21 protein-coding genes are annotated in these 20,425 nt (G+C 66.6%); 3 read left to right on the top strand and 18 right to left on the bottom strand.

Annotated features, from left to right (window positions below; all coding sequences use genetic code 11):
- Position 1: 1 nt before the first annotated feature.
- Together BM175_RS04070 and BM175_RS04065 are read right to left on the bottom strand one after the other, a co-directional pair.
- Positions 2 to 913 (bottom strand): pseudouridine-5'-phosphate glycosidase, encoded by a 912-nt coding sequence (locus BM175_RS04070; protein WP_090959660.1) that lies wholly within the window; start codon positions 911 to 913, stop codon positions 2 to 4.
- A 12-nt stretch (positions 914 to 925) separates the two neighbouring features.
- On the bottom strand, positions 926 to 1,894 hold the full coding sequence (locus BM175_RS04065; RefSeq protein WP_090959657.1) for a carbohydrate kinase family protein: 969 nt from the start codon (positions 1,892 to 1,894) through the stop codon (positions 926 to 928).
- Between the two features lie 148 nt (positions 1,895 to 2,042).
- Between BM175_RS04065 and recA the strand changes: the two genes are divergently transcribed.
- Positions 2,043 to 3,116, top strand: coding sequence for a recombinase RecA (recA, locus tag BM175_RS04060; RefSeq protein WP_090959655.1), 1,074 nt, complete (start codon positions 2,043 to 2,045; stop codon positions 3,114 to 3,116).
- Between the two features lie 56 nt (positions 3,117 to 3,172).
- Here the strand turns inward: recA and BM175_RS04055 are convergent, their stop codons facing one another.
- From BM175_RS04055 to phnG, 14 genes are all read right to left on the bottom strand, one after another.
- Positions 3,173 to 4,216 carry a zinc-dependent alcohol dehydrogenase family protein gene (locus BM175_RS04055; protein ID WP_090959652.1) on the bottom strand — a complete coding sequence of 348 codons (1,044 nt, stop codon included), beginning with the start codon at positions 4,214 to 4,216 and terminating at the stop codon, positions 3,173 to 3,175.
- Positions 4,217 to 4,291: 75 nt separating this feature from the next.
- A complete protein-coding gene (gene phnN / locus BM175_RS04050; RefSeq protein WP_244545852.1) occupies positions 4,292 to 4,885 on the bottom strand; it encodes a phosphonate metabolism protein/1,5-bisphosphokinase (PRPP-forming) PhnN in 594 nt (197 codons plus the stop codon).
- Complete coding sequence (locus tag BM175_RS04045; protein WP_090959649.1) at positions 4,878 to 6,026, bottom strand: alpha-D-ribose 1-methylphosphonate 5-triphosphate diphosphatase; 1,149 nt, start codon at positions 6,024 to 6,026, stop codon at positions 4,878 to 4,880. The genes phnN and BM175_RS04045 overlap by 8 nt, the downstream gene beginning before the upstream one ends.
- Positions 6,023 to 6,700, bottom strand: a complete 678-nt coding sequence (locus BM175_RS04040) for a DUF1045 domain-containing protein (protein ID WP_090959646.1) — start codon at positions 6,698 to 6,700, stop codon at positions 6,023 to 6,025. The genes BM175_RS04045 and BM175_RS04040 overlap by 4 nt, the downstream gene beginning before the upstream one ends.
- The gene (gene phnE / locus BM175_RS04035; RefSeq protein ID WP_090959644.1) at positions 6,700 to 7,512 is read right to left on the bottom strand and encodes a phosphonate ABC transporter, permease protein PhnE; all 813 of its coding nucleotides are present in this window, start codon (positions 7,510 to 7,512) and stop codon (positions 6,700 to 6,702) included. Before phnE ends, BM175_RS04040 begins: the two co-directional genes overlap by 1 nt.
- Before the next feature lie 70 nt (positions 7,513 to 7,582).
- Positions 7,583 to 8,575: a phosphonate ABC transporter substrate-binding protein gene (gene phnD / locus BM175_RS04030; protein WP_090959641.1), complete on the bottom strand. Its 993-nt coding sequence runs from the start codon at positions 8,573 to 8,575 to the stop codon at positions 7,583 to 7,585.
- Positions 8,576 to 8,600: 25 nt separating this feature from the next.
- The gene (gene phnC / locus BM175_RS04025; protein ID WP_090959638.1) at positions 8,601 to 9,449 is read right to left on the bottom strand and encodes a phosphonate ABC transporter ATP-binding protein; all 849 of its coding nucleotides are present in this window, start codon (positions 9,447 to 9,449) and stop codon (positions 8,601 to 8,603) included.
- A gap of 32 nt (positions 9,450 to 9,481) precedes the next feature.
- Complete coding sequence (locus BM175_RS04020; RefSeq protein ID WP_090959635.1) at positions 9,482 to 10,144, bottom strand: LbetaH domain-containing protein; 663 nt, start codon at positions 10,142 to 10,144, stop codon at positions 9,482 to 9,484.
- A complete protein-coding gene (gene phnL / locus BM175_RS04015; protein ID WP_090959632.1) occupies positions 10,144 to 10,857 on the bottom strand; it encodes a phosphonate C-P lyase system protein PhnL in 714 nt (237 codons plus the stop codon). Before phnL ends, BM175_RS04020 begins: the two co-directional genes overlap by 1 nt.
- A 2-nt stretch (positions 10,858 to 10,859) precedes the next feature.
- A complete protein-coding gene (gene phnK, locus BM175_RS04010; RefSeq protein WP_090959629.1) occupies positions 10,860 to 11,639 on the bottom strand; it encodes a phosphonate C-P lyase system protein PhnK in 780 nt (259 codons plus the stop codon).
- The gene (locus BM175_RS04005) at positions 11,636 to 12,511 is read right to left on the bottom strand and encodes an alpha-D-ribose 1-methylphosphonate 5-phosphate C-P-lyase PhnJ (protein ID WP_090959626.1); all 876 of its coding nucleotides are present in this window, start codon (positions 12,509 to 12,511) and stop codon (positions 11,636 to 11,638) included. The genes phnK and BM175_RS04005 overlap by 4 nt, the downstream gene beginning before the upstream one ends.
- Complete coding sequence (locus BM175_RS04000) at positions 12,508 to 13,587, bottom strand: carbon-phosphorus lyase complex subunit (RefSeq protein ID WP_090959623.1); 1,080 nt, start codon at positions 13,585 to 13,587, stop codon at positions 12,508 to 12,510. The genes BM175_RS04005 and BM175_RS04000 overlap by 4 nt, the downstream gene beginning before the upstream one ends.
- 1 nt (position 13,588) lies before the next feature.
- Positions 13,589 to 14,194, bottom strand: coding sequence for a phosphonate C-P lyase system protein PhnH (gene phnH / locus BM175_RS03995; protein ID WP_090960192.1), 606 nt, complete (start codon positions 14,192 to 14,194; stop codon positions 13,589 to 13,591).
- Positions 14,195 to 14,199: 5 nt separating this feature from the next.
- A complete protein-coding gene (gene phnG, locus BM175_RS03990; protein ID WP_090959620.1) occupies positions 14,200 to 14,676 on the bottom strand; it encodes a phosphonate C-P lyase system protein PhnG in 477 nt (158 codons plus the stop codon).
- 121 nt (positions 14,677 to 14,797) lie between these two features.
- On the opposite strand from phnG, the gene phnF reads away from it, so the two are divergent.
- Entirely contained in the window at positions 14,798 to 15,517 is a 720-nt protein-coding gene (gene phnF / locus BM175_RS03985; RefSeq protein ID WP_090960186.1) for a phosphonate metabolism transcriptional regulator PhnF, read from the top strand.
- A 149-nt stretch (positions 15,518 to 15,666) separates the two neighbouring features.
- Positions 15,667 to 18,321, top strand: a complete 2,655-nt coding sequence (gene alaS / locus BM175_RS03980) for an alanine--tRNA ligase (protein WP_090959617.1) — start codon at positions 15,667 to 15,669, stop codon at positions 18,319 to 18,321.
- Positions 18,322 to 18,385: 64 nt separating this feature from the next.
- Here alaS and BM175_RS03975 read toward each other — a convergent pair whose 3' ends face one another.
- The gene (locus BM175_RS03975; RefSeq protein WP_090959615.1) at positions 18,386 to 18,751 is read right to left on the bottom strand and encodes a hypothetical protein; all 366 of its coding nucleotides are present in this window, start codon (positions 18,749 to 18,751) and stop codon (positions 18,386 to 18,388) included.
- Positions 18,752 to 19,156: 405 nt separating this feature from the next.
- Entirely contained in the window at positions 19,157 to 20,368 is a 1,212-nt protein-coding gene (locus tag BM175_RS03970; protein ID WP_090959612.1) for an NADP-dependent isocitrate dehydrogenase, read from the bottom strand.
- Between the last annotated feature and the right edge of the window lie 57 nt (positions 20,369 to 20,425).

Below are 20,425 nucleotides of genomic sequence, written 5' to 3'. Positions count from 1 at the left end.
GTCAGGCGCAGGCGCTCGCGACGGCGATCCGGGCTGCCAGCCGCGCGTTCGAGCGGACGAGTTCGATGTTGGCCTCCAGCGAGCGACCGCCGCTGAGTTCGAAGATCCGTTGAAGAAGGAACGGCGTCACCGCCTTGCCGCGAACGCCTGCCGCCTCCGCATCCCGCAGGGCCTTCTCAATCCAATCGCCCACCGTCTCGCGGTCGATCTCCAGTTCGGGTGACAGCGGATTGGCGATGAGCATTCCGCCGTCGAGGCCGATCGCCTCGCGGGCGGATTGGAAGGCGGCGATCTCCTCGGGCGTATCGAGGCGAAGCGGGGCGGGAATGCCGGAGCCGCGAGACCAGAAGGACGGGAGTTCGTCGACCCCGAACCCGACGACGGGAACGCCTTTGGTTTCCAGCACTTCGAACGTCTTGTGAAGGTCGAGTATTGCCTTCGCGCCGGCGCAGATGACGATGACTTGCGTTCGAGCCAGTTCGTCGAGATCGGCCGAGATGTCCAAGCTCGTCTCGGCGCCGCGATGAACGCCGCCGATCCCGCCGGTAGCGAAGGTACGGATTCCGGCCAGCGCAGCCGCGATCATCGTCGCCGCCACGGTGGTCGATCCCGTGCGCCCGGTCGCCATGGCAAAGGCGAGATCCGCACGCGACAGCTTCATGGCGCCGGCGGTCTGCGCGAGCCTCATGAGTTCATCGTCCGACAGCCCGATCCGCAGGACACCATCGAGGACGACGATGGTCGCAGGCTCGGCGCCCTCGTCGCGGATCAACGCCTCGACGCCGCGTGCCATCTCGACATTCTGCGGCCACGGCATGCCGTGGGTGATGATGGTCGACTCCAGTGCGACCACGGGCCGCCCCGCATCGAGAGCCGCCTGGACAGCCGGGGAACATTGAAAGGTTTGGGCCACAGGGAGCCTCCGTCAGATCTGCAGGAATTGGGGTGGGGGAAGCGATGCCGCGATTGCCGCGGCAGCCTCTGCCGAACTGCCATCGAGGCCGGTGCTGATCCGCAGCGATGCCGCCGCAAGACCGAGGCGTACGGCATCTAGGAATGGACGATCATCGAGCCAGGCGCCGAATGCCACGCCGGCCAACGTGTCACCTGCACCGACCACATCGGTTACAGCCGCGACCATCGGGGGTGCCTGCCGCAACGCGACGTCCGCGTCGACGACCAGGACCGACCTGGGGCCGTCGGTCACGATAGCCCGCTCAAGCCCTCCGTTCCGGATCGACCGGACGAGGTCGGCATCACCGACGTCCGAGTGCAATGACAAGAGCGTCGCGATCTCCACGCGCGAGGCGAAGAGGACGGAGAGCTTCGGAAGGATTGTCGGCAGGCGCGTTATCTTGGCCGGGGAGACGGCGATCGCGCCGAGTCTTCGAGGCCGAAGCGAAGCGAGCTGCTCTAGCGCCGCAGGCGGGAGATTGGCGTCGACAAGAACGCCATCCGCTTCGGCGATTCGATCGAGGAGATGCCGACGTGACAGAACGCGCGGTGTGAGACGATCGTAGATCTCCATATCTGCAACGCCGCCGACCAGATCGCCACCGGCATCGACAAGGGCTGTGTAGGTGGCGGAGCGGCGGTCGAGCCACGCGATGCGGCCGTCGACGACATCGAAGCGATCGAGCTCCGCACCGACCCGTTCCGCCACATCGTCGCCGCCGCAAGCGCTGACGAGGGTCGCCGCACTCCCGAATAGCTTCAGCGCGAGAGCCGCATTGAACGCAGCGCCGCCAAGACGCTCGACGACGCGGCCAGGATTCGAGAACCCCAGCCGGAACGGGGTGCTGGAAACCGCGATGCGATCGAGGTGAGCTGCTCCCAACAGGAGGACCGAAGGCGGTTTGCGGTGGCCCGTATCTGTCAACGCTTCGTCAACCATTGGACGCGTTTGCGAAACAGCGAATCACTGGCGATTTGCGAGAACAAATCGGGATCATCGCTTGCGAAACGAGAACAAAAAGAGTACATGGAGAACCACGGTAACGACGTTGCACCCCACCATCGCTCATGGAATAAGGTCCTGCCCCATGGCCCAGAATTCACTCCGTCTCGTTGAGGATACATCGGTGGACAAAACAAAGGCGCTCGACGCAGCCCTGTCGCAGATCGAGCGGGCCTTCGGCAAGGGCTCGATCATGCGGCTCGGTGCCACCGAGAAGCTCGACATCGAGACGATCTCGACCGGCTCGCTGGGACTCGACATCGCGCTCGGCGTCGGCGGTCTTCCGAAGGGTCGTATCGTCGAGATCTACGGCCCCGAGTCGTCGGGCAAGACGACGCTGGCGCTCCACACGGTCGCCGAGGCCCAGAAGGGCGGCGGCGTCTGCGCCTTTGTCGACGCGGAACACGCGCTCGATCCGGTCTATGCCCGCAAGCTCGGCGTCGATCTCGACAGCCTCCTGATCTCGCAGCCGGACACGGGCGAGCAGGCGCTGGAGATCGTCGACACGCTGGTCCGCTCCGGTGCGATCGACGTGCTCGTGGTCGATTCGGTCGCCGCGCTGACCCCGCGCGCCGAGATCGAGGGCGAGATGGGCGACTCGTTGCCCGGCATGCAGGCTCGCCTGATGAGCCAAGCGCTGCGCAAGCTGACGGGCTCGATCTCGCGCTCGAAGTGCATGGTCATCTTCATTAACCAGATCCGCATGAAGATCGGCGTGATGTTCGGCTCGCCGGAGACGACGACGGGCGGCAACGCCTTGAAGTTCTACGCTTCGGTGCGCCTCGACATCCGCCGCATCGGTTCGATCAAGGAGCGCGAAGAGGTCACGGGCAACCAGACCCGCGTCAAGGTGGTTAAGAACAAGCTCGCACCGCCGTTCAAGCAGGTCGAGTTCGACATCATGTACGGCGAGGGCGTGTCGAAGGTCGGCGAGCTGGTCGACCTCGGCGTGAAGTCCGGGATCGTCGAGAAGTCGGGCGCCTGGTTCTCCTACAACTCGCAGCGCCTCGGTCAGGGCCGCGAGAACTCCAAGCAGTTCCTGCGCGACAATCCGGCGGTGGCCACCGAGATCGAGAGCGCGATCCGTCAGAACGCGGGACTGATCGCCGAGCAGCTGCTGCAGAACGGCGGTCCGGATCCGAACGACGACGCCGAGTGATCGGGACGAGAGAGGGCGCCGCAAGGCGCCCTTTTCGTTTCCGCTTCAGGAACGGTTCAGATCTTCGGATCGATCATGGCGATGCCGTCCGGAGCGCTCCGTCCCATCGCGACGAGGGCGGGAACCGCCGCTTCCAGCGACAGCGTTTCGCCGATCAGCCGATCGGGACGCAGGGAGCCCGCGAGGATCATCTCCAGCATCGCGTCGTACCGCCATGACTGCATGCCGTGGCTGCCGTAGATTTCCAGCTCGTGGGCGATGACCTGCGCCATGGGGATTGACGCCTTCGCGTTGTCCGCAAGCATCAGGCCGACCTGCACGTGACGGCCCCGGCGACGGAGATTGGCGATGGAGTTGAAGCAGGTCTCGGGATGCCCCAGCGCGTCTAGCGAGACATGCGCGCCGCCCCCGGTGATGTCGCGGACGGCCTCGACGACGGCGGGAACTTCGCGAGAGTTGACGGTTGCAGTCGCGCCCATCTTCCGCGCCAGTTCGAGCTTGTGGTCGGCAACGTCGATCGCCACGACGCGCGCGCCGAGCGCCGAGGCGATCATGACGGCCGACAGTCCCACACCGCCTGCGCCATGCACCGCAACCCACTCGCCGCCGCGCACACGCCCCTGATCGACTACGGCGCGAAAGGAGGTGGCGAAGCGGCAGCCGAGGCTGGCGGCCGTCCGGAAGTCCATGCTCTCCGGCAGGCGCACCAGATTGTTGTCCGCCCGCTCGATCGCCACGAACTCGGCAAACGAACCCCAATGCGTGAAGCCGGGCTGGAACTGCGCCTCGCAGACTTGCTGGTGCCCGGCATAGCATTCCCGGCAGTGCCCGCATGCCGCGATGAAGGGGACGGTGACGCGCTCGCCCGGCCTGAAACCTCGCACGTCCCGCCCGACGGCGGCGACGACGCCAGCGAACTCGTGTCCGGGCACGTGCGGCAGGCGAATGTCGGCATCGTGCCCCATCCAGCCATGCCAGTCGCTGCGGCAGAGACCCGTGGCCATGACCTCGATCACCACGCCGTCCGGGGCCGGGGTCGGATCGGGAACCTGCCGGATGTCCGGTTCGGTCCCGAACGTCTCGAAGATCATGGCTTTCATGGTGCGGCGCTCCGTCTGGCGGGAGCATCCTCCACCGCAACGGCGTCGCAACGTCAAGACGACTGCCGCGGGCCGTCAGTCGGGATGCCGGATGGATGCCACGAGGCCGCGCAGATGGTCCCGCAAGATCTTTGCGTTCGGGCCCGGCGGCCCGCTGTTGTCGATCCTTAGCGCGCTTTCGCAGCGGGCCGGAATGTCGAGGCCGACTTGGCGGGCGAGCCGTCGTTCGATCTCGTCGGCGCTCTCCCGGCCGCGCGCGGCGATGCGTTCGACGAGGACGGCGCGAGGGGCGGTGATCTCGACCACTGCGATCCGCCCGAAGCGAGCGACGGCATCCGCGAGGGACCGACGGGAGAGGTTCGCCACCACGATCCGACCGGACCGGACGCGGTCCTCGATCGCAAGTGGCAGTCCGTAGGCGAGGCCATGGGCCCGCCAGGTCAGACAGAAGCCGCCGGCAGCCTCGACGTTTGCAAACGCGTCCGCGTCGAGGCTCTCATGATCCTCGGTCTCGCCGTCCTGTGGCCGGGTGATCGTGCGCCGTGCCAGTTCGATGCGGGGCTCGTCGGTCAGACCCTCGAACGCAAGACGGATCAACGTGTCCTTGCCGGCACCGCTCGGGCCGACCACGGCCACAAGGAGCCCTTGCGGCCTTCGATCGTCACGCAACGCGCCGTCCCTCGCGCCAGACGCTCCGCACCACAGGCGGCTTGGCGGCACCCGTTTGCGCGCGCACGCGCACGAGATCGGCGCGCAGGCCGACGGCGATCTCGCCACGGTCGTCGAGGCTGGCCACGCGCGCAGGTGTCCGCGTGACCATCGCAGTCGCCGCGGGCAGCCCGATCGATCCCGCCAGCACGAAGGTCGCCTGGATGAGGCTGAACGGCACGTAGTCAGACGACAGGACGTCGAGGACTCCAATCTCGACGAGGTCCTTCGCCGACACGTTGCCTGAATGCGAGCCGCCACGCACGACGTTGGGCGCCCCCATCAAGACCGACAGCCCCGAATCGCGCGACAGGCGTGCCGCCTCAAGTGTTGTCGGGAACTCGGCCAGCGCGATGCCCAGCTCGCGGCTTTCCTCGACATGCGCAGCCGTGGCGTCGTCGTGGCTGGCGAGCGTGATGCCGGCGTCGCGGCAGAGCCCCGCGATTTGGCGCCGGTTGCCCGGCGAGTTCGCTTCCGACTCTGCCACGCGCCGTGCACAGAACGCGTCGAACACGGCATCCGTCATCCGCATCTTGCCCTGATAGTAGGTGCGATAGGTCTGGATATCGACGAATTGGCGCTGGCCGGGCGCGTGGTCCATCAGTGAGGCGAGGCGCACGCGCTCGTTACCGATCATGGTCTCGAAGGCCGGCACGACGTCGGGCGCAGAGACCTCGCATCGCAGATGGATGAAGTGCTCGGCGCGCAGCCGGTCGTCGTGCGTCGCCTCGAGGATCGCGTCGGCCATCGCCGACATGTCGGTGGAGCCGAGCGCGGCATCCTCGTCCATGCCGACTCGAAGGGCGTCGAACACGGTGGTGATGCCGGAGGCCGAAACCTGCGCGTCATGCGCCTGCAGCGCGGCGTCGATGTTCCAGCGCACCTTCGGGCGGGGGAGGTAGTGGCCTTCCAGATGGTCGGTGTGAAGCTCGACGAGGCCGGGCAGAAGGTAGTCGCCCTCCATGTCCGTCCCAACATTAGACGTGCCGGCCGAGATGTCGGCAATCCGTCCGTCGCGAACGAGGATGCTGCCCTCGATCACCTCGTCGGCCAGGACGATTCGGGCGTTGTGGAAGACCTCTTCGGTCGCTGGACTGCTCATGTCGGGCTCGTTGCGGTGTCGGAAGACAGGGAGTGGAGGGCGTGGACGCGGAACGGCTCGCCGGGGCGCGGTTCGACGAACAGCGCAAGCCCGTCGACCGCCAACGGCCGCCCGACCGGGGGCGCGAAGCGTTCCTGAAGTCGTGCCTCGACCGCTGCCGCATCCTCATCTGCGACGGGGCCGGTCAGGGTCATGTGGAAACGGAATTCGTCGAAGACATAAGGGTAGCCCCAGCGATCGAGGTGCTGGCGCTGCCGTACGGTGAGCCGGTCCGGCGCGCGGCGAGCCAGTTCGGCCGCGTCGAGCGGCGCTCGAAAGCGCTCGAATTCTCGCACGGTCTCGTCGGCCAACGCGTGAAGGGCTGGCTCGCGCGCGCCGGGTACCAGCGCGAAAAAGCGTCCGATGCGTCGAAGCTCCAGTTGCGCGATCTCGGCCCGGCGGTGCCGACGGCAGAAGTCGGCGAGCGCCTCGTCGAGCTCATCCAGCGTCCGACCCTCGGCGAGCCGAAACGGCGGCTTCATCGTGGCGTGGAACCCGTAACGGGCGGGCTCTGCGACGAGCGGCGCGGGCTCGGGAGCGGGGCCGTCCGAGAAGGCATCGCGGCCGAGCCATGCGGCGGCAAGGCGGGTCAGAGGCGCGTCGCGCGGCGGCGTGAAGTAGATGGCTGCGCGCATCAGATGACGCGCTTTCGAAGGCTCTGCGAGATGATGTCCATGACCGTGACCGTTGCGACCACGATGATGAGGATGGCCGACGCCTGCGGATAATAGAAGCCGCGGATCGCCTCGAACAGCACCTGTCCGATCCCGCCGGCCCCGATTACGCCGAGCACGGTGGCCGCGCGCACGTTGGACTCGAGACGGTAGAGCGAGAACGAGATCCACAGCGGAAGAACCTGCGGGATAACGCCGTAGACGATCTCCTGCAGACGCGAGGCGCCGGTGGTGCGGATCGCCTCGACGGGCCGTGGATCGATCGCCTCGACGGCTTCCGAGAAGAGCTTGGCGAGAATGCCGGTCGTATGGATGAAGAGCGCCATGACGCCGGCGAACGGCCCGAGGCCGACGGCCACGACGAAGAGCACCGCGAAGACGACTTCGTGGATCGCACGGAAGAGGTCCATCAGACGCCGCGCGGGCTGATGCACCCACCACGGCGAGACGTTGGCGGCCGAAAGGATGCCGAAGGGGATCGACAGGAGGACGGACAGGAACGTTCCCCAGACCGCGATCTGCACCGTCACGATCATTTCCGAGAGGTAGTAGCGCCAGTCCGCGAAGTTCGGCGACAGAAAGCCCTTCGCGTATTCGGCCATGTTGGCGGAATCGGTGAAGAGGTAGGTCCAGCGCCCCATGTCGGCCGGGCCCCAACTCCAGACGAGAAGGAGCGCCAATCCCAGCCAGACGGCAAGGCTGCCGAGCGAGCGCTTCGGCGCGCCATCAGTTGCCGTGGCGGCCGCGGCCTCTACAGTGGGAGCGTTCGTCATCTCGGTGTCTCCTCGACGGACGGTTCACCGCCGCGCATCCGGCGCGGCGGTGGACGTTTCAAATCCGGCTTCAGCCCTGCGGCGCCGCGGCGAGCTTCGCCTCGTAGCCGGCCTTCTTGTCCTCCAGCTCCTTCAGCTTGGCAGCCTTGGCACCGGCGGAGAGCGAGGCGTCGCTGCGGGTCGCGGCCATCGCCTTCGACACTTCCATCACGCGGACCGGCAGGAGCTGGTCGTCGCTCGAGGCGCGGAACGGCGACCAGGTCAGACCGGCGAGCGTCTTCAGCTCTTCGGCCTTATCGCCCTTGGTGCGGTCGGTGCCGTAGTTCAGCACGAACGTGCGAAGCTTTTCCTTGGTCTCGGCGGAGAGGTCCTTCGACCAGACGAGCGGGTCGGACGAGATCAGCGGCGACTTCCAGATGATCTTGACCTTCTGGAAGGCGGCCGGCTGGTTCTTCTCGATCAGCGCGAGGTTCTCGGTGTTGTTGGTCGCGGCGTCGAGCTGGCCGTTGGCCACGCCCATCGCGTTGGTCTCGTGATTGGCGTTGGTCACCGTCTTGAAGCAGGACTTCGGGTCGATGTTCCGGGCGCCGAACACGAAGGTCATCGGCACGAGGTAGCCCGAGGTCGAGTTCGGATCGCCGAGGCCGAAGTTCAGCGTCTTGTCGCACTTGAGGAGGTCGTCGACGCTGTTCAGCGGGGAATCCTTCGGCGCAAGGATCAAGCCGTAGTAGCCGGGCTCGCCGCTGACCGGCACGGACTGGGCGAAGACTTCGCCCTTGGCGCGGTCTACCGCTTCCATCGCCGACTTGTTGCCGAACCAGCCCATCTGGACCTTGCCGAAGCGCATGCCCTCGATCACGCCGGCATAGTCGGTGGCGAAGAAGGGTTCGATCTCGAGACCGGTTTCCTTCTTCATGTCGTCGAGGAACGGCTGCCACTTCGTGCGCAGGTTCTGCTGCGACTCGGTCGAGATGATGCCGAAGTTGATGGTCTCGGCGATGGCCGAGCCAGCGAAAGTCGAGGCGAGCGCGAGCGCCGCCAGACCCTTGAGGATCGCGTTCATTGTCGTCTCCGATGGTTGGATGGGTTCAGGCGGCCTCGAAGGCTCCGAGCCGCTTGGTAACCGCCGGCTCGGGCCGGTGGTCGGGATGCGCTGCCGGGGCTTCCGGCAGGACGAATTCTTCCGAAGCTGCGCCGTAGAGCTCGGACAGGAAGGCGTTGGTCAGCGCCGAGGACGGACCGTCGAAAACGATCTGGCCGTCCCGCATGGCGATCGTGCGCGGGAAATAGCGGCGCGCGTACTCGACCTGATGAAGCGACACGAGGACCGTGATGCCGTCGGTGCGGTTAATGTCGGACAGGATGTCCATCACCCGGCGGGCCGATGCCGGATCGAGCGAAGCGATCGGCTCGTCGGCGATCAGGATGCGCGACTTCTGGACCAGTGTCCGGGCGATCGCCGCACGCTGCTGCTGGCCGCCGGAAAGCGTCGAGGCGCGCTGGCGCCAGACCTTCTCGATGCCGACGCGGGCGAGGGCGCTTCTGGCTTCCGACTTCTCGCTCGCGCTGAAGACGCCGAACGTGCCGCGCCAGCGCGGGATGCGCCCGAGCTTGCCGACGAGAACGTTGGTGAGGACCGACAGGCGCGAGACGAGGTTGAACTGCTGGAAGAGGATCGACACGTCGCGACGCATCGTGCGCGCGCCCGGCAGTCGGCGCCCACCCGCCTGTGTCGGCACGTTGAAGATCGAGACCCGGCTGTCCCCGCCGTCACCGAACTCCAGCCCGGCGATATGGCGGATCAGCGTCGACTTCCCGGACCCGGAGGCGCCGATCAGACAGACCATTTCCCCCGAACCGATGGAGAGGTCGATGCCCGAGAGGGCTTGCGTCGTTCCGAAGCGTTTCGACAGGCGAGACACGGAGATCGCGGTCATGGCGGTCGTCCTTCCGGTTTTCGCGGACAGTGTCAGGAAGCGATGCGGTTCGCGTGACGGGCCGATGAAGGTTCCGTGACGCCTTCGTAGCGGTCGAGAAAGGCACTCGCGTCGAGGGTGCGGAAGTCTTCGAGCGCCGCATGCAGCGTGTCGTGCGGCCAGTCCCACCAGCCGAGCGCGTCCATCCGCTCGCCGACGCCGGGACCGAACCGGTCTCGGATCGGACGGGACGGCACGCCGCCGACGATCGTGTACGGCGCGACGTCACGCGTCACTACGGCGCCGGAGCCCACCACTGCGCCGTTGCCGATCGTGATGCCCGGCAGCACGGTCACGCCATGGCCGATCCAGACGTCGTGACCGATATTCACGGTGTTCTCGCGCCGGGCCTCGAAGAAGTCCGCCTCGTCCTCGGCGCCTTCGAAATAGTCGCCGGCGCGGTAGGTGAAGTGGTGCAGCGTGGCGCGCCAGACCGGGTGGTTCGTCGCATTGATGCGCACCGAGGCCGCGATGTTGACGAACTTGCCGATGCGGGCGGCGAAGATCCGGCAGTCCTGCATGACGTAGGAATAGTCGCCGAGGACCGTCTCGGTCAGGACGGACCGCGCCTCGACCTCGGTGTATCGGCCGAAGGAGGTGGTCTCGGTCTCGGCCGTCGGATGGATATACGGCGTCCGCTCGCTGAGCTTGGGCATCACGCGGCCTTCCGGGCTGAAAAAGCTGAGACGTCGAGGATGCGGGTGGCGACGGCCGCGCGCACGGGCTCGTCGTGGAAGATGCCGAGGATGGCGACACCGTCGGCGAGCTTTTCGCGGATCATCGCCACCACGACATCACGGTTGGCGGCGTCGAGCGACGCGGTCGGTTCGTCGAGAAGCAGGATCGGGTGATCGGTCAGGAAACCGCGGGCGATATTCACGCGCTGCTTCTCGCCGCCGGAGAAGGTCGCGGGCGGCAGGTCGAAGAGTGCGTCGGGCAGATTTAATCGGCGCAGCATGGCGGCCGCACGCTGGCTCGCGGCCTCGCGCGGCACGCCGAGCCGAACCAAGGGGTCTGCCACGACCTCAAGAGCGGACGCGCGAGGCACCGCGCGCAGGAACTGGCTGACATAGCCGATCGAGCGCTCGCGAAGGCGCAGCACGGTACGCGGGTCCCCGGCGCCGAGATCTCGCATCTGCCCATCGACCGCGTCGCGGACGAGGATCGATCCGCGATCCACCGCGTAGTTGCCGTAGATCATGCGCAGGATCGAGCTCTTGCCGACGCCCGACGGACCGCCCAGCACGACGCATTCGCCGGGATGGAGCTCGAACCGGACGTTCTCGACGACGGGCAGCGTCAGCCCGCCGAGCAGGTGCATGGTGAAGGACTTGGCGACGCCCTCGACGGACAGGAGCGGAGCGGTCACGGTCAGGACTCCGGGATCGAGGCGACGAGAAGCTGGGTATACGGGTGGTGCGGATCGTCCAGCACCCGGTCGGTCAGGCCTTCCTCGACGACGCGGCCTTCCTTCATCACAATCATCCGCTGCGACAGGAGCCGCGCCACGGCGAGGTCGTGAGTCACGATGATGACGGACAGGCCAAGGTCGGCGACGAGGCCGCGCAAGAGATCGAGCACGCGCGCCTGAACCGACACGTCCAGCCCGCCAGTCGGCTCGTCCATGAAGACTAGGCGCGGGTGCGTGACGAGGTTGCGGGCGATCTGAAGACGCTGGCGCATGCCCCCGGAAAACTCGGTCGGCCGATCGTCGATGCGGCTTCCGGCGATCTCGACGCGTCCGAGCCAATCCTGCGCCGTCTCGCGCAACGTCCCATAGTGACGCTGGCCGACCGCCATCAATCGCTCGCCGACATTCGCCCCGGCGGAGACACGCATGCGCAGCCCGTCAGCGGGGTTCTGGTGTACGAAGCCCCAGTCGGTCCGCATCAGGAGCCGCCGTTCGGCTTCGGTGAGGGTCGCGAGGTTGCGGGTCACACCGTCCCGCATGGCATAGGAGACGCTGCCGGCGGTCGGCTCGAGGCGCGCGGAGATGCACGACAGGAGAGTGGTCTTGCCGGAGCCGGACTCGCCGACGATGGCGAGCACTTCGCCGGGCCAGAGATCGAACGAGACGCCGATGCAGCCGACGCGCGATCCGTAGCGCTTTTCAAGGTCGCGGACCTGGAGGAGAGGTGTTTCCATGGTCATTCCGCGGCCTCCCCGAGCGCGAGACCGGTTTCGCCGGCTTCGCGCTGCGTCTCGCAGTGATCGGTGTCAGAGCAGACGAACATGCGTCCGCCCCGGTCGTCGGTGAGGACCTCATCGAGATAGACGCCGGTCGAGCCGCACAGGGCGCACGGCGTGCGGAAACTCTGGACGCGGAACGGATGGTCCTCGAAGTCGAGGCTGACGACCTCGGTGTAGGGAGGCAGCGCGTAGATGCGCTTCTCGCGGCCCGCCCCGAAGAGCTGGAGTGCCGGCGAGCGGTTCATCTTCGGATTGTCGAACTTCGGGATCGGCGAGGGGTCCATGACGTAGCGACCCTCGATCTTCACCGGATAGGCGTAGGTGGTCGCAATATGGCCGTGCCGCGCGATGTCCTCGTAGAGCTTGACGTGCATCAGCCCGTATTCCTCGAGCGCGTGCATCGTCCGTGTTTCGGTCTCGCGCGGTTCGAGGAAGCGCAGGGGCTCGGGGATCGGCACCTGATAGACGAGGATCTGTCCGGCCCGGAGCGGCACCTCGGGGATGCGGTGGCGGGTCTGGATGATCGTGGCTTGCGCCGTCTTCGTCGTCGTGGCGACGCGCGCGACGGACTGGAAGAATGCCCGGATCGACACCGCGTTGGTCGTATCGTCGGCGCCCTGGTCGATGACCTTCAGAACGTCGTCCGGACCGATCACCGCTGCGGTGACCTGCACGCCGCCCGTCCCCCAGCCGTAGGGCATCGGCATCTCGCGACTGGCGAAAGGAACCTGATAGCCGGGGATCGCGATCCCCTTGAGGAGCGCGCGCCGGATCATGCGCTTGGTCGCCTCGTCGAGATAGGCGAAGTTGATTTCGGGAAGCTCGGTGCTCATTCGGCTGCCTCCTGACGGGCGTCGCGCTCGGCGTTGAGCTGACGCACGAGGTCGAGTTCGGCCTGGAAATCGACGTAGTGGGGCAGCTTGAGGTGCTCGACGAAGCCGGTCGCGGCGACGTTGTCGCAGTGCTCGAGCACGAACTCCTCGTCCTGCGCCGGGCTGCGCCGCTCCTCGCCGTACTCGTCCGCGCGCAGCGCGCGGTCGACGAGGCTCATCGCCATCGCCTTTCGCTCCGACTGCCCGAACACGAGGCCGTAGCCGCGCGAGAAGCGGGCAGGCTCGTCGGGACCACCGGTGAACTGTGCCACCATCTGACATTCCGTGACGCGAACGCGCCCGATGGTGATGGCGAAGCCGAGTTCGGGGAGCTCGACCTCGACTTCCACCAGCCCGATTCGGATTTCGCCGACGAAGGGATGGGTGCGCCCGTAGCCGCGCTGCGTCGAATACCCGAGCGCCAGGAGGAAACCCTCGTCGCCGCGCGCCAGCGCCTGCAGCCGCAGGTCGCGTCCGGCCGGAAAATCGAGCGGATCGCGCGTGATGTCGCCGGGCTCGCCGCCGGGTTCGCCATCGTCCTCCATCAGGCCTTCCGCGCCGAGGAGATCGGTCACGCGGGGCGCGACGGCGGTCGGTGCGGCGCGGCGCTCCGGCTCCGCGACGTCTTCGTCGCGCGCCATCGCCGGGTCGAGCAGACGGTGGGTGTAGTCGAAGGTCGGACCGAGAAGCTGGCCGCCGGGAAGGTCCTTGTAGGTCGCCGAAATGCGTCGCTCCAGCCGCATCGCGCCGGTGTCGAGCGGCTCGGCGGCGCGGAAGCGGGAAAGAGTTGTCCGGAACGCCCGCAGGAGGAAGATCGCCTCGATGAGGTCGCCCCGGGATTGGCGGATGGCTAGCGCCGCGAGGTCGGGATCGTAGAGCGAGCCTTCCGCCATTACGCGGTCGACACCGAGCGCAAGCTGCGACGCGATCTGCTCGATCGTCAGGGCCGGCACGCTCCGGTCTCCGCGGCGACGGTCGGCGAGCAGCCGGTGCGCCTTCTGGATGGCGGCTTCACCGCCTTTGACGGCTACGTACATCTCAAGCCTCCTCGACGCAGGTCGTGCGCGGGAGCACGAGGCAGTGCGCGCCGGCAGCCAGAACGAGGTCGTGCCCCCGGGGGAACAGTGCGCGATTGGCCGCGCGGGCGGCGATAAAGCCGGCGGGCAGGCCGAGTGGGGCGATGCGGCGCGTCGTCTCGATGCCGGGGCCGGACAAAGTCAGTGACGCTCCGCCTTCTAGCGCCTCGACCGGCAGGATCAGGGTCGCGGAGCGGTCGGGATAGACGTCGGTGCCGAGCGGATAGCGCTCCCACCGCTTGGGATCCGACATTGGCGACAGAACCGCGAACGCGGCATCGGCCGGATCGGCCAGCACGGCCGCGCCGGTCTGGAAGGCGATCCACGCCAAAGTTTCGGCAGCGTCGTCGGTTTCGAGGAAGACGGGCGCGTCCGCGTCGGCGAGCGTCGCCAGAAGCGTCGCGATCGCGGGCGACAGGGGGCTCGGCGCGGAAACGAAGCCGCCGAGGTCGATCGTCGTGCCGGGCTCCGCGAAGGCGCCCATGATCCGTCGGAACGCAGCCTGCGATCCGAGGACCGGATCGTTGAAGCCGCCGGAGACGGCGGTTGTGGAAAGCGCAGCGGACATGACGATCAATCCTCGCCTCGGGCGACGGTGAAGAAATCGACGCGGGTGGCTTCCGTCTCCTCGGCGCGGCGCTCCAGCGCCTCGGCATCGGCGGCGAGCGCCGGTGTCACGATCTCGGTCTCGATCCGGTCGCGCCAGGCATCGGTCTGCCAGAGGGCGTCGAGGTGAGCGGCAATGCGGGCAGTCTCGGTATCACGCCCGAGGATCATCGCGTGCCCAACCTCGCCGGTCGCGAGCCGCACCGTGGCGCGGCAGACGCTGGCCTCTCCGAGATTGAATGCCGCACCACCGCCGCCGGCGCGTCCGCGCAGCATGACGAGGCCGACCTCCGGCCCGCGAACAGGCAGGGCCGGCGGCACCTCCTTCGCGAAACCAGCAAAGCGATCCTTCAGGAAGCTTCGCGGTGCGAGCGCCAGCGCGTTTATGGCGCGCTTGCGGGCATCCTCAGTTCGCATGTGCGAGGGGGTGGCGGTTTGAGGCATCAAGTACGACCCGCTTCCAGTTGTCTATTTGTCTAGACTACCGATCTGAACGGGGAAGGTATAGCGCCTCGATGGTGACACCTCTATGACGGCGGCGCGCGGTCAAACGGAGCCCGACGGAATGAACGATGCGGACGAGGGGGTGACGCGCTGGCGACGCGTGGCGGACCGCATTCGCGCCAGCATCGCCGACGGTTCGGTCTCCAATCAACTTCCACCCGAAACGGAACTTGCCGAGCGGTATGCGGTCAACCGGCACACTGTTCGTCGGGCCATCCAGTCGCTGGCGGCCGAAGGGCTTCTTCGGTCGGAGCGGGGGCGCGGCACCTTCGTCAACGCATCTGCTCCGCGTCTTGCCTACCCGGTCGGCCTGCGAACGCGCTTCTCCGAGAACGTCACGGCGCAGGGTCAGCGGCCTGCCGGACGTCTGATCCGATCCGAAACGGTGCGCGCGGATCAGGCGCTGGCCGCCTTGCTGAACTGCCCGCTCGGCGCGGCGCTGGCCCGGCTCGACACGCTGTCCGTCGCCAGCGGCCTGCCGCTCTCGGTCTCGACCGGGTATTTCCCGGCGGATCGCTTTCCCAACATCGTGCGCGACTATGCCGAGACCGGATCGATCACCGAGGCTCTCAGGCGGCACGGATTGCCGGACTACCGTCGGCTTGAGACCCGAATCACGGCCGAGCGCGTGCATCCGGTGGATGCCGAGCATCTTGACCTGCCCCCCGACAGCATCGTCCTCGTCTCCAGCGCCGTCGACGTCGATGCCGAGGATCGCCCGGTGCAGGCGATGCGCTCGCGCTTTCCTGCCGACCGGATGGAACTCGTGTTCCGTCTCTGATCGTCAGCAGATTGCCGGAACTCGGCGTCGCTTGCGCGTTGCCCGTAGGCCGTCGCGCGCGAGCATGGACAGGGTTTCGGCCCCTCGCTAAAAGGCTGGCGCTGCGGCGTTCCTGCGCCGCGATCCTATCCAAGCCTTGAAGGTTTTCCATGAGCGGCGTGAACGAGATCCGGTCGACGTTCCTCCAGTACTTCGCGAAGAACGGGCACGAACCGGTCGCGTCCTCGCCGCTGGTCCCTCGCAACGATCCGACCCTGATGTTCACGAACGCCGGCATGGTGCAGTTCAAGAACGTCTTCACGGGTCTCGAGAAGCGCCCGTACACGCGCGCCACGACCGCCCAGAAGGTCGTGCGGGCTGGCGGCAAGCACAACGATCTCGACAATGTCGGCTACACCGCCCGGCACCACACCTTCTTCGAGATGCTCGGCAACTTCTCCTTCGGCGACTATTTCAAGGAGGAGGCGATCAGCCTCGCCTGGAATCTCGTCACCAAGGAGTTCGCGCTCGACAAGTCGCGCCTCCTCGTCACCGTCTATTCCGAGGACGACGAGGCGGCGAAGCTGTGGAAGTCGATCGCCGGCTTCTCCGATGATCGCATCATCCGCATTCCGACCTCCGACAACTTCTGGACCATGGGCGAGACCGGGCCCTGCGGCCCCTGCTCGGAAATCTTCTACGACCAGGGCGAGAGCGTCTGGGGCGGACCGCCGGGCTCGGCGGAGGAGGACGGCGACCGCTTCCTCGAGTTCTGGAACCTCGTCTTCATGCAGTTCGAGCAGGTCTCGCCGGGCGAGCGCCTGAACCTGCCGAGGCCGTCGATCGACACCGGCATGGGCCTCGAGCGCATGGCCGCGATCCTCCAGGGCGTCACCTCGAACTACGAGACCGACCTCTTCCGTCGACTGATCGCAGCGGTCGAGGAAGCCATCGGGTCGCGCGCCGAAGGCGATGCGCTCGCCTCGCATCGCGTCATTGCCGACCATCTGCGCGCCACGGCCTTCCTGATCGCCGACGGCGTGTTGCCGTCGAACGAGGGTCGCGGCTATGTCCTGCGTCGCATCATGCGCCGCGCCATGCGCCACGCGAAGCTGCTCGGCGCGCGCGAGCCGGTGATCTACAAGGTCCTGCCGACATTGGTGGCCGAGATGGGCCGCGCCTATCCGGAACTCACCCGCGCCGAGGCCCTCATCTCCGAGACGCTGAAGCTCGAGGAGAAGCGTTTCCTCGTCACCCTCGACCGCGGCCTGTCGCTGCTGAACGACGCGTCGGGCTCGCTGGGCCAGGGCGACATGCTCGACGGCGAGACGGCCTTCAAGCTCTACGACACCTATGGCTTCCCGCTCGACCTGACGCAGGACGCGCTGCGCGCTCGCGGCGTCGGCGTCGATCTCGACGCCTTCAACTCCGCCATGCAGCGCCAGAAGGCCGAGGCGCGGGCCAGCTGGGCCGGCTCCGGCGAAGCCGCGGCGGAAACGATCTGGTTCTCGATCCGCGAGCGCGAGGGCGCCACCGAGTTCCTTGGCTACGACACCGAGACCGCCGAAGCCCAGGTCCGCGCGATCGTGCAAGGCGGCAAGGAAGTCGAGAGCGCTGCGGCAGGCGAGGAGGTTGCGGTCGTCCTCAATCAGACGCCGTTCTACGCCGAGTCCGGCGGTCAGGTCGGCGACACCGGCTTTATGAAGGGCGAGGGCGTTCGCTTCGCGGTGACCGACACCCAGAAGGTGGCCGACGGCCTCTTCATCCATCGCGGCAAGGTCGTCGAGGGCACGCTGAAGGTCGGTGCACCGCTGGGGCTCGTCGTCGATCACGAGCGCCGCACCCGTATCCGCGCCAATCATTCGGCGACTCATCTGCTGCACGAAGGCCTGCGCGAAGTGCTCGGCACGCACGTCGCACAGAAGGGCTCGATGGTCTCGCCCGACCGCCTTCGATTCGACTTCTCGCATCCCAAGCCCGTCGAAGCGGACGAACTCGCTCGTATCGAGGCGCTCGCCAACGACGTGATCCGTGAGAACACGCCGGTCGAGACACGGCTGATGGCGGTCGACGACGCGATCGCGCTGGGCGCGATGGCGCTGTTCGGCGAGAAGTACGGCGACGAGGTCCGCGTCGTGTCCATGGGTGGGGCCAAGGACGGCAGCACGAAGGCGGCCTACTCGATCGAGCTCTGCGGCGGCACCCATGCACGGGCGACGGGCGACATCGGCCTCGTCCATGTCGTCTCCGAGAGCGCGGTGGGCGCCGGCGTGCGCCGCGTCGAAGCGCTGACTGGCGCGGCGGCGCGAGATTACTTCCTGGAGCAGGATGCGCGCGTCCGCCGGATCGCCGCCTCGCTGAAGGTTGGCCCAGCCGAGATCGCAGATCGCATCGACTTGCTGGTCGAGGAGCGTCGGCGCCTGGAGCGCGAACTGACCGAGGCGAAGAAGAAGCTGGCGCTGGCCGGCGACGGTTCGTCGTCGTCGTCCGCCCCGAAGGACATCGGCGGCATCTCGTTCATTGGACGCGTGCTGGACGGTATCGCCGCAAAGGACCTGAAGGGGATGGTGGACGATGCGAAGGCCGCCCTCGGCTCCGGCGTCGTCGCCTTCGTGAGCGTCACGGACGGCAAGGCGAGCGTCGTCGTCGGTGTCACGGCCGATCTCACCGAGCGCGTCAGCGCAGTCGATCTGGTCCGTGCCGCTTCGGAGGCGATGGGAGGCAAGGGCGGCGGCGGCCGTCCTGACATGGCGCAGGCCGGAGGTCCGGATGCGGACAAGGCCGACGAGGCGATCGCGGCCATTGAAGCCAGGCTTGCAGCCTGACCGGCGACCCGCCGGCCAACATCTCGAACAAAAAGGGCGCCTCTCGGCGCCCTTTTCATTTTCGTCAGCCGTTGTAGCTCGGGAACGAAGCGATCTCGGCGGCCGAGGTCGTCAGCGTCAGACGGTTGCCGTCCGGTGAGAAGCGGTCGATCGGGATTACCTTGGAGCCGGTGAAGCCGGTGGTCGTGCCCTTGAAGTCGACCACAAGGGCAACAGGGGTGTTGGCATCCGTGCCCAGAACCGCCTCGACTTCGCCAAGCTCGACGCCGTCACCGCTCTTCAGCACCTTGGCGCCTTCGACAGCGTCGACCGACTTGTTCCAAGGCGTGAGCATGACGTTCTCGTTCACCTCGACGGCGGCCTGCTGGGCCTGAACGGCGGCGCCGGAGAGAAGGAGAACGCTGGTGGCGGCGAGAATCATGCGATGCATTTGATGCACTCCTTGATGATGGATGCACGCCTAACGACAGCATTTCGAATGCGGTTCCGCGATTTTATCGCGTTCGATGGGAGCGGAGTTTGCTTCTTCGAGTTTTTGTCACAGTTTGGTCACGACGTCGGCGCGGGCGCGTGAAAGCGATGTCCTCATCCTCAGGGAGGTTGGGAAGGTCCACCGTCAATCATCTGCCAGACCGCCCGATTTTTGCCGGAGGTTCGCCCCGTTTTCTAAGGTCGATTTTTTCGCTAAGCGGGGCAGTCTGATGGTCTTCTGGATTGCCGACAGAAACCGATCTTCAAGAGATTCGTCTAAGCGAGGCCGTAGACCGCTCGCTGGCGCATGAAAAAAGCCAGCGCGTTAGACGCGCCGGCTCCATTCAGAAAGTCATTCGGCCGCTCAGGCCATCGCCTTGCGCAGGTTCTCGTCGATCTTGTCGAGAAAGCCGGTGGTCGAGAGCCAAGGCTGATCCGGACCGATGAGGAGAGCGAGATCCTTGGTCATGTGGCCGGCCTCGACCGTGTCGATGCAGACCTTCTCCAGCGTGTCGGCGAAGCGCTTCAACTCGGCGTTGTCGTCGAGCTTGGCGCGATGCGCGAGGCCGCGCGTCCAGGCGAAGATCGAAGCGATCGAATTGGTCGACGTCTCCTGACCCTTCTGGTGCTGGCGGTAGTGGCGCGTCACCGTGCCGTGCGCGGCTTCCGCCTCGACCGTCTTGCCGTCCGGCGTCATCAGCACCGAGGTCATCAGGCCGAGCGAGCCGAAGCCCTGCGCCACGATGTCGGACTGGACGTCTCCGTCGTAGTTCTTGCACGCCCAGACGTAGCCGCCCGACCACTTCAGCGCGGAGGCGACCATGTCGTCGATGAGGCGGTGCTCGTAGGTCAGCTTGCGGCTTTCGAACTCAGCCTTGAACTCGGCGTCGAAGACCTCCTGGAAGATGTCCTTGAAGCGGCCGTCATAGGCCTTGAGGATCGTGTTCTTGGTCGAAAGGTACACGGGGTAGCCGCGCAGCAGGCCGTAGTTGAACGAGGCGCGGGCGAACTCGCGGATGGAATCGTCGAGGTTGTACATTGCCATCGCGACGCCGGCAGAGGGTGCCTGATAGACCTCGTGCTCGATCGTCTGGCCGTCCTCGCCGACGAACTTGATCGACAGCGTGCCCTTGCCGGGGAACTTGAAGTCGGTCGCGCGGTACTGGTCGCCGAAGGCGTGGCGGCCGACGATGATCGGCTGCGTCCAGCCCGGCACGAGGCGCGGCACGTTCTTCATGATGATCGGCTCGCGGAAGATCACGCCGCCAAGGATGTTGCGGATCGTGCCGTTGGGCGACTTCCACATCTTCTTCAGCTTGAACTCCTCGACGCGCTGCTCGTCGGGGGTGATCGTGGCGCACTTCACGCCGACGCCGTGCTTCTTGATCGCGTTGGCGGAGTCAATCGTCACCTGGTCGCCGGTCGCATCGCGGTTCTCGACCGACAGGTCGTAGTACTCGAGGTCGATGTCGAGGTAGGGGTGGATCAGCTTGTCCTTGATGTACTGCCAGATGATCCGGGTCATCTCGTCGCCGTCGAGCTCCACGACCGGATTCTGGACCTTGATCTTCGCCATCGCTGTCTTCCCCTTACGACGCGCCCGGCCGGAGGGGACGGGCGCTTTCGAACGATG

This window comes from Aureimonas phyllosphaerae (assembly GCF_900113065.1).
GTDB lineage: Bacteria > Pseudomonadota > Alphaproteobacteria > Rhizobiales > Rhizobiaceae > Aureimonas > Aureimonas phyllosphaerae.
This window is presented reverse-complemented; position numbering and strand designations above follow the sequence as displayed.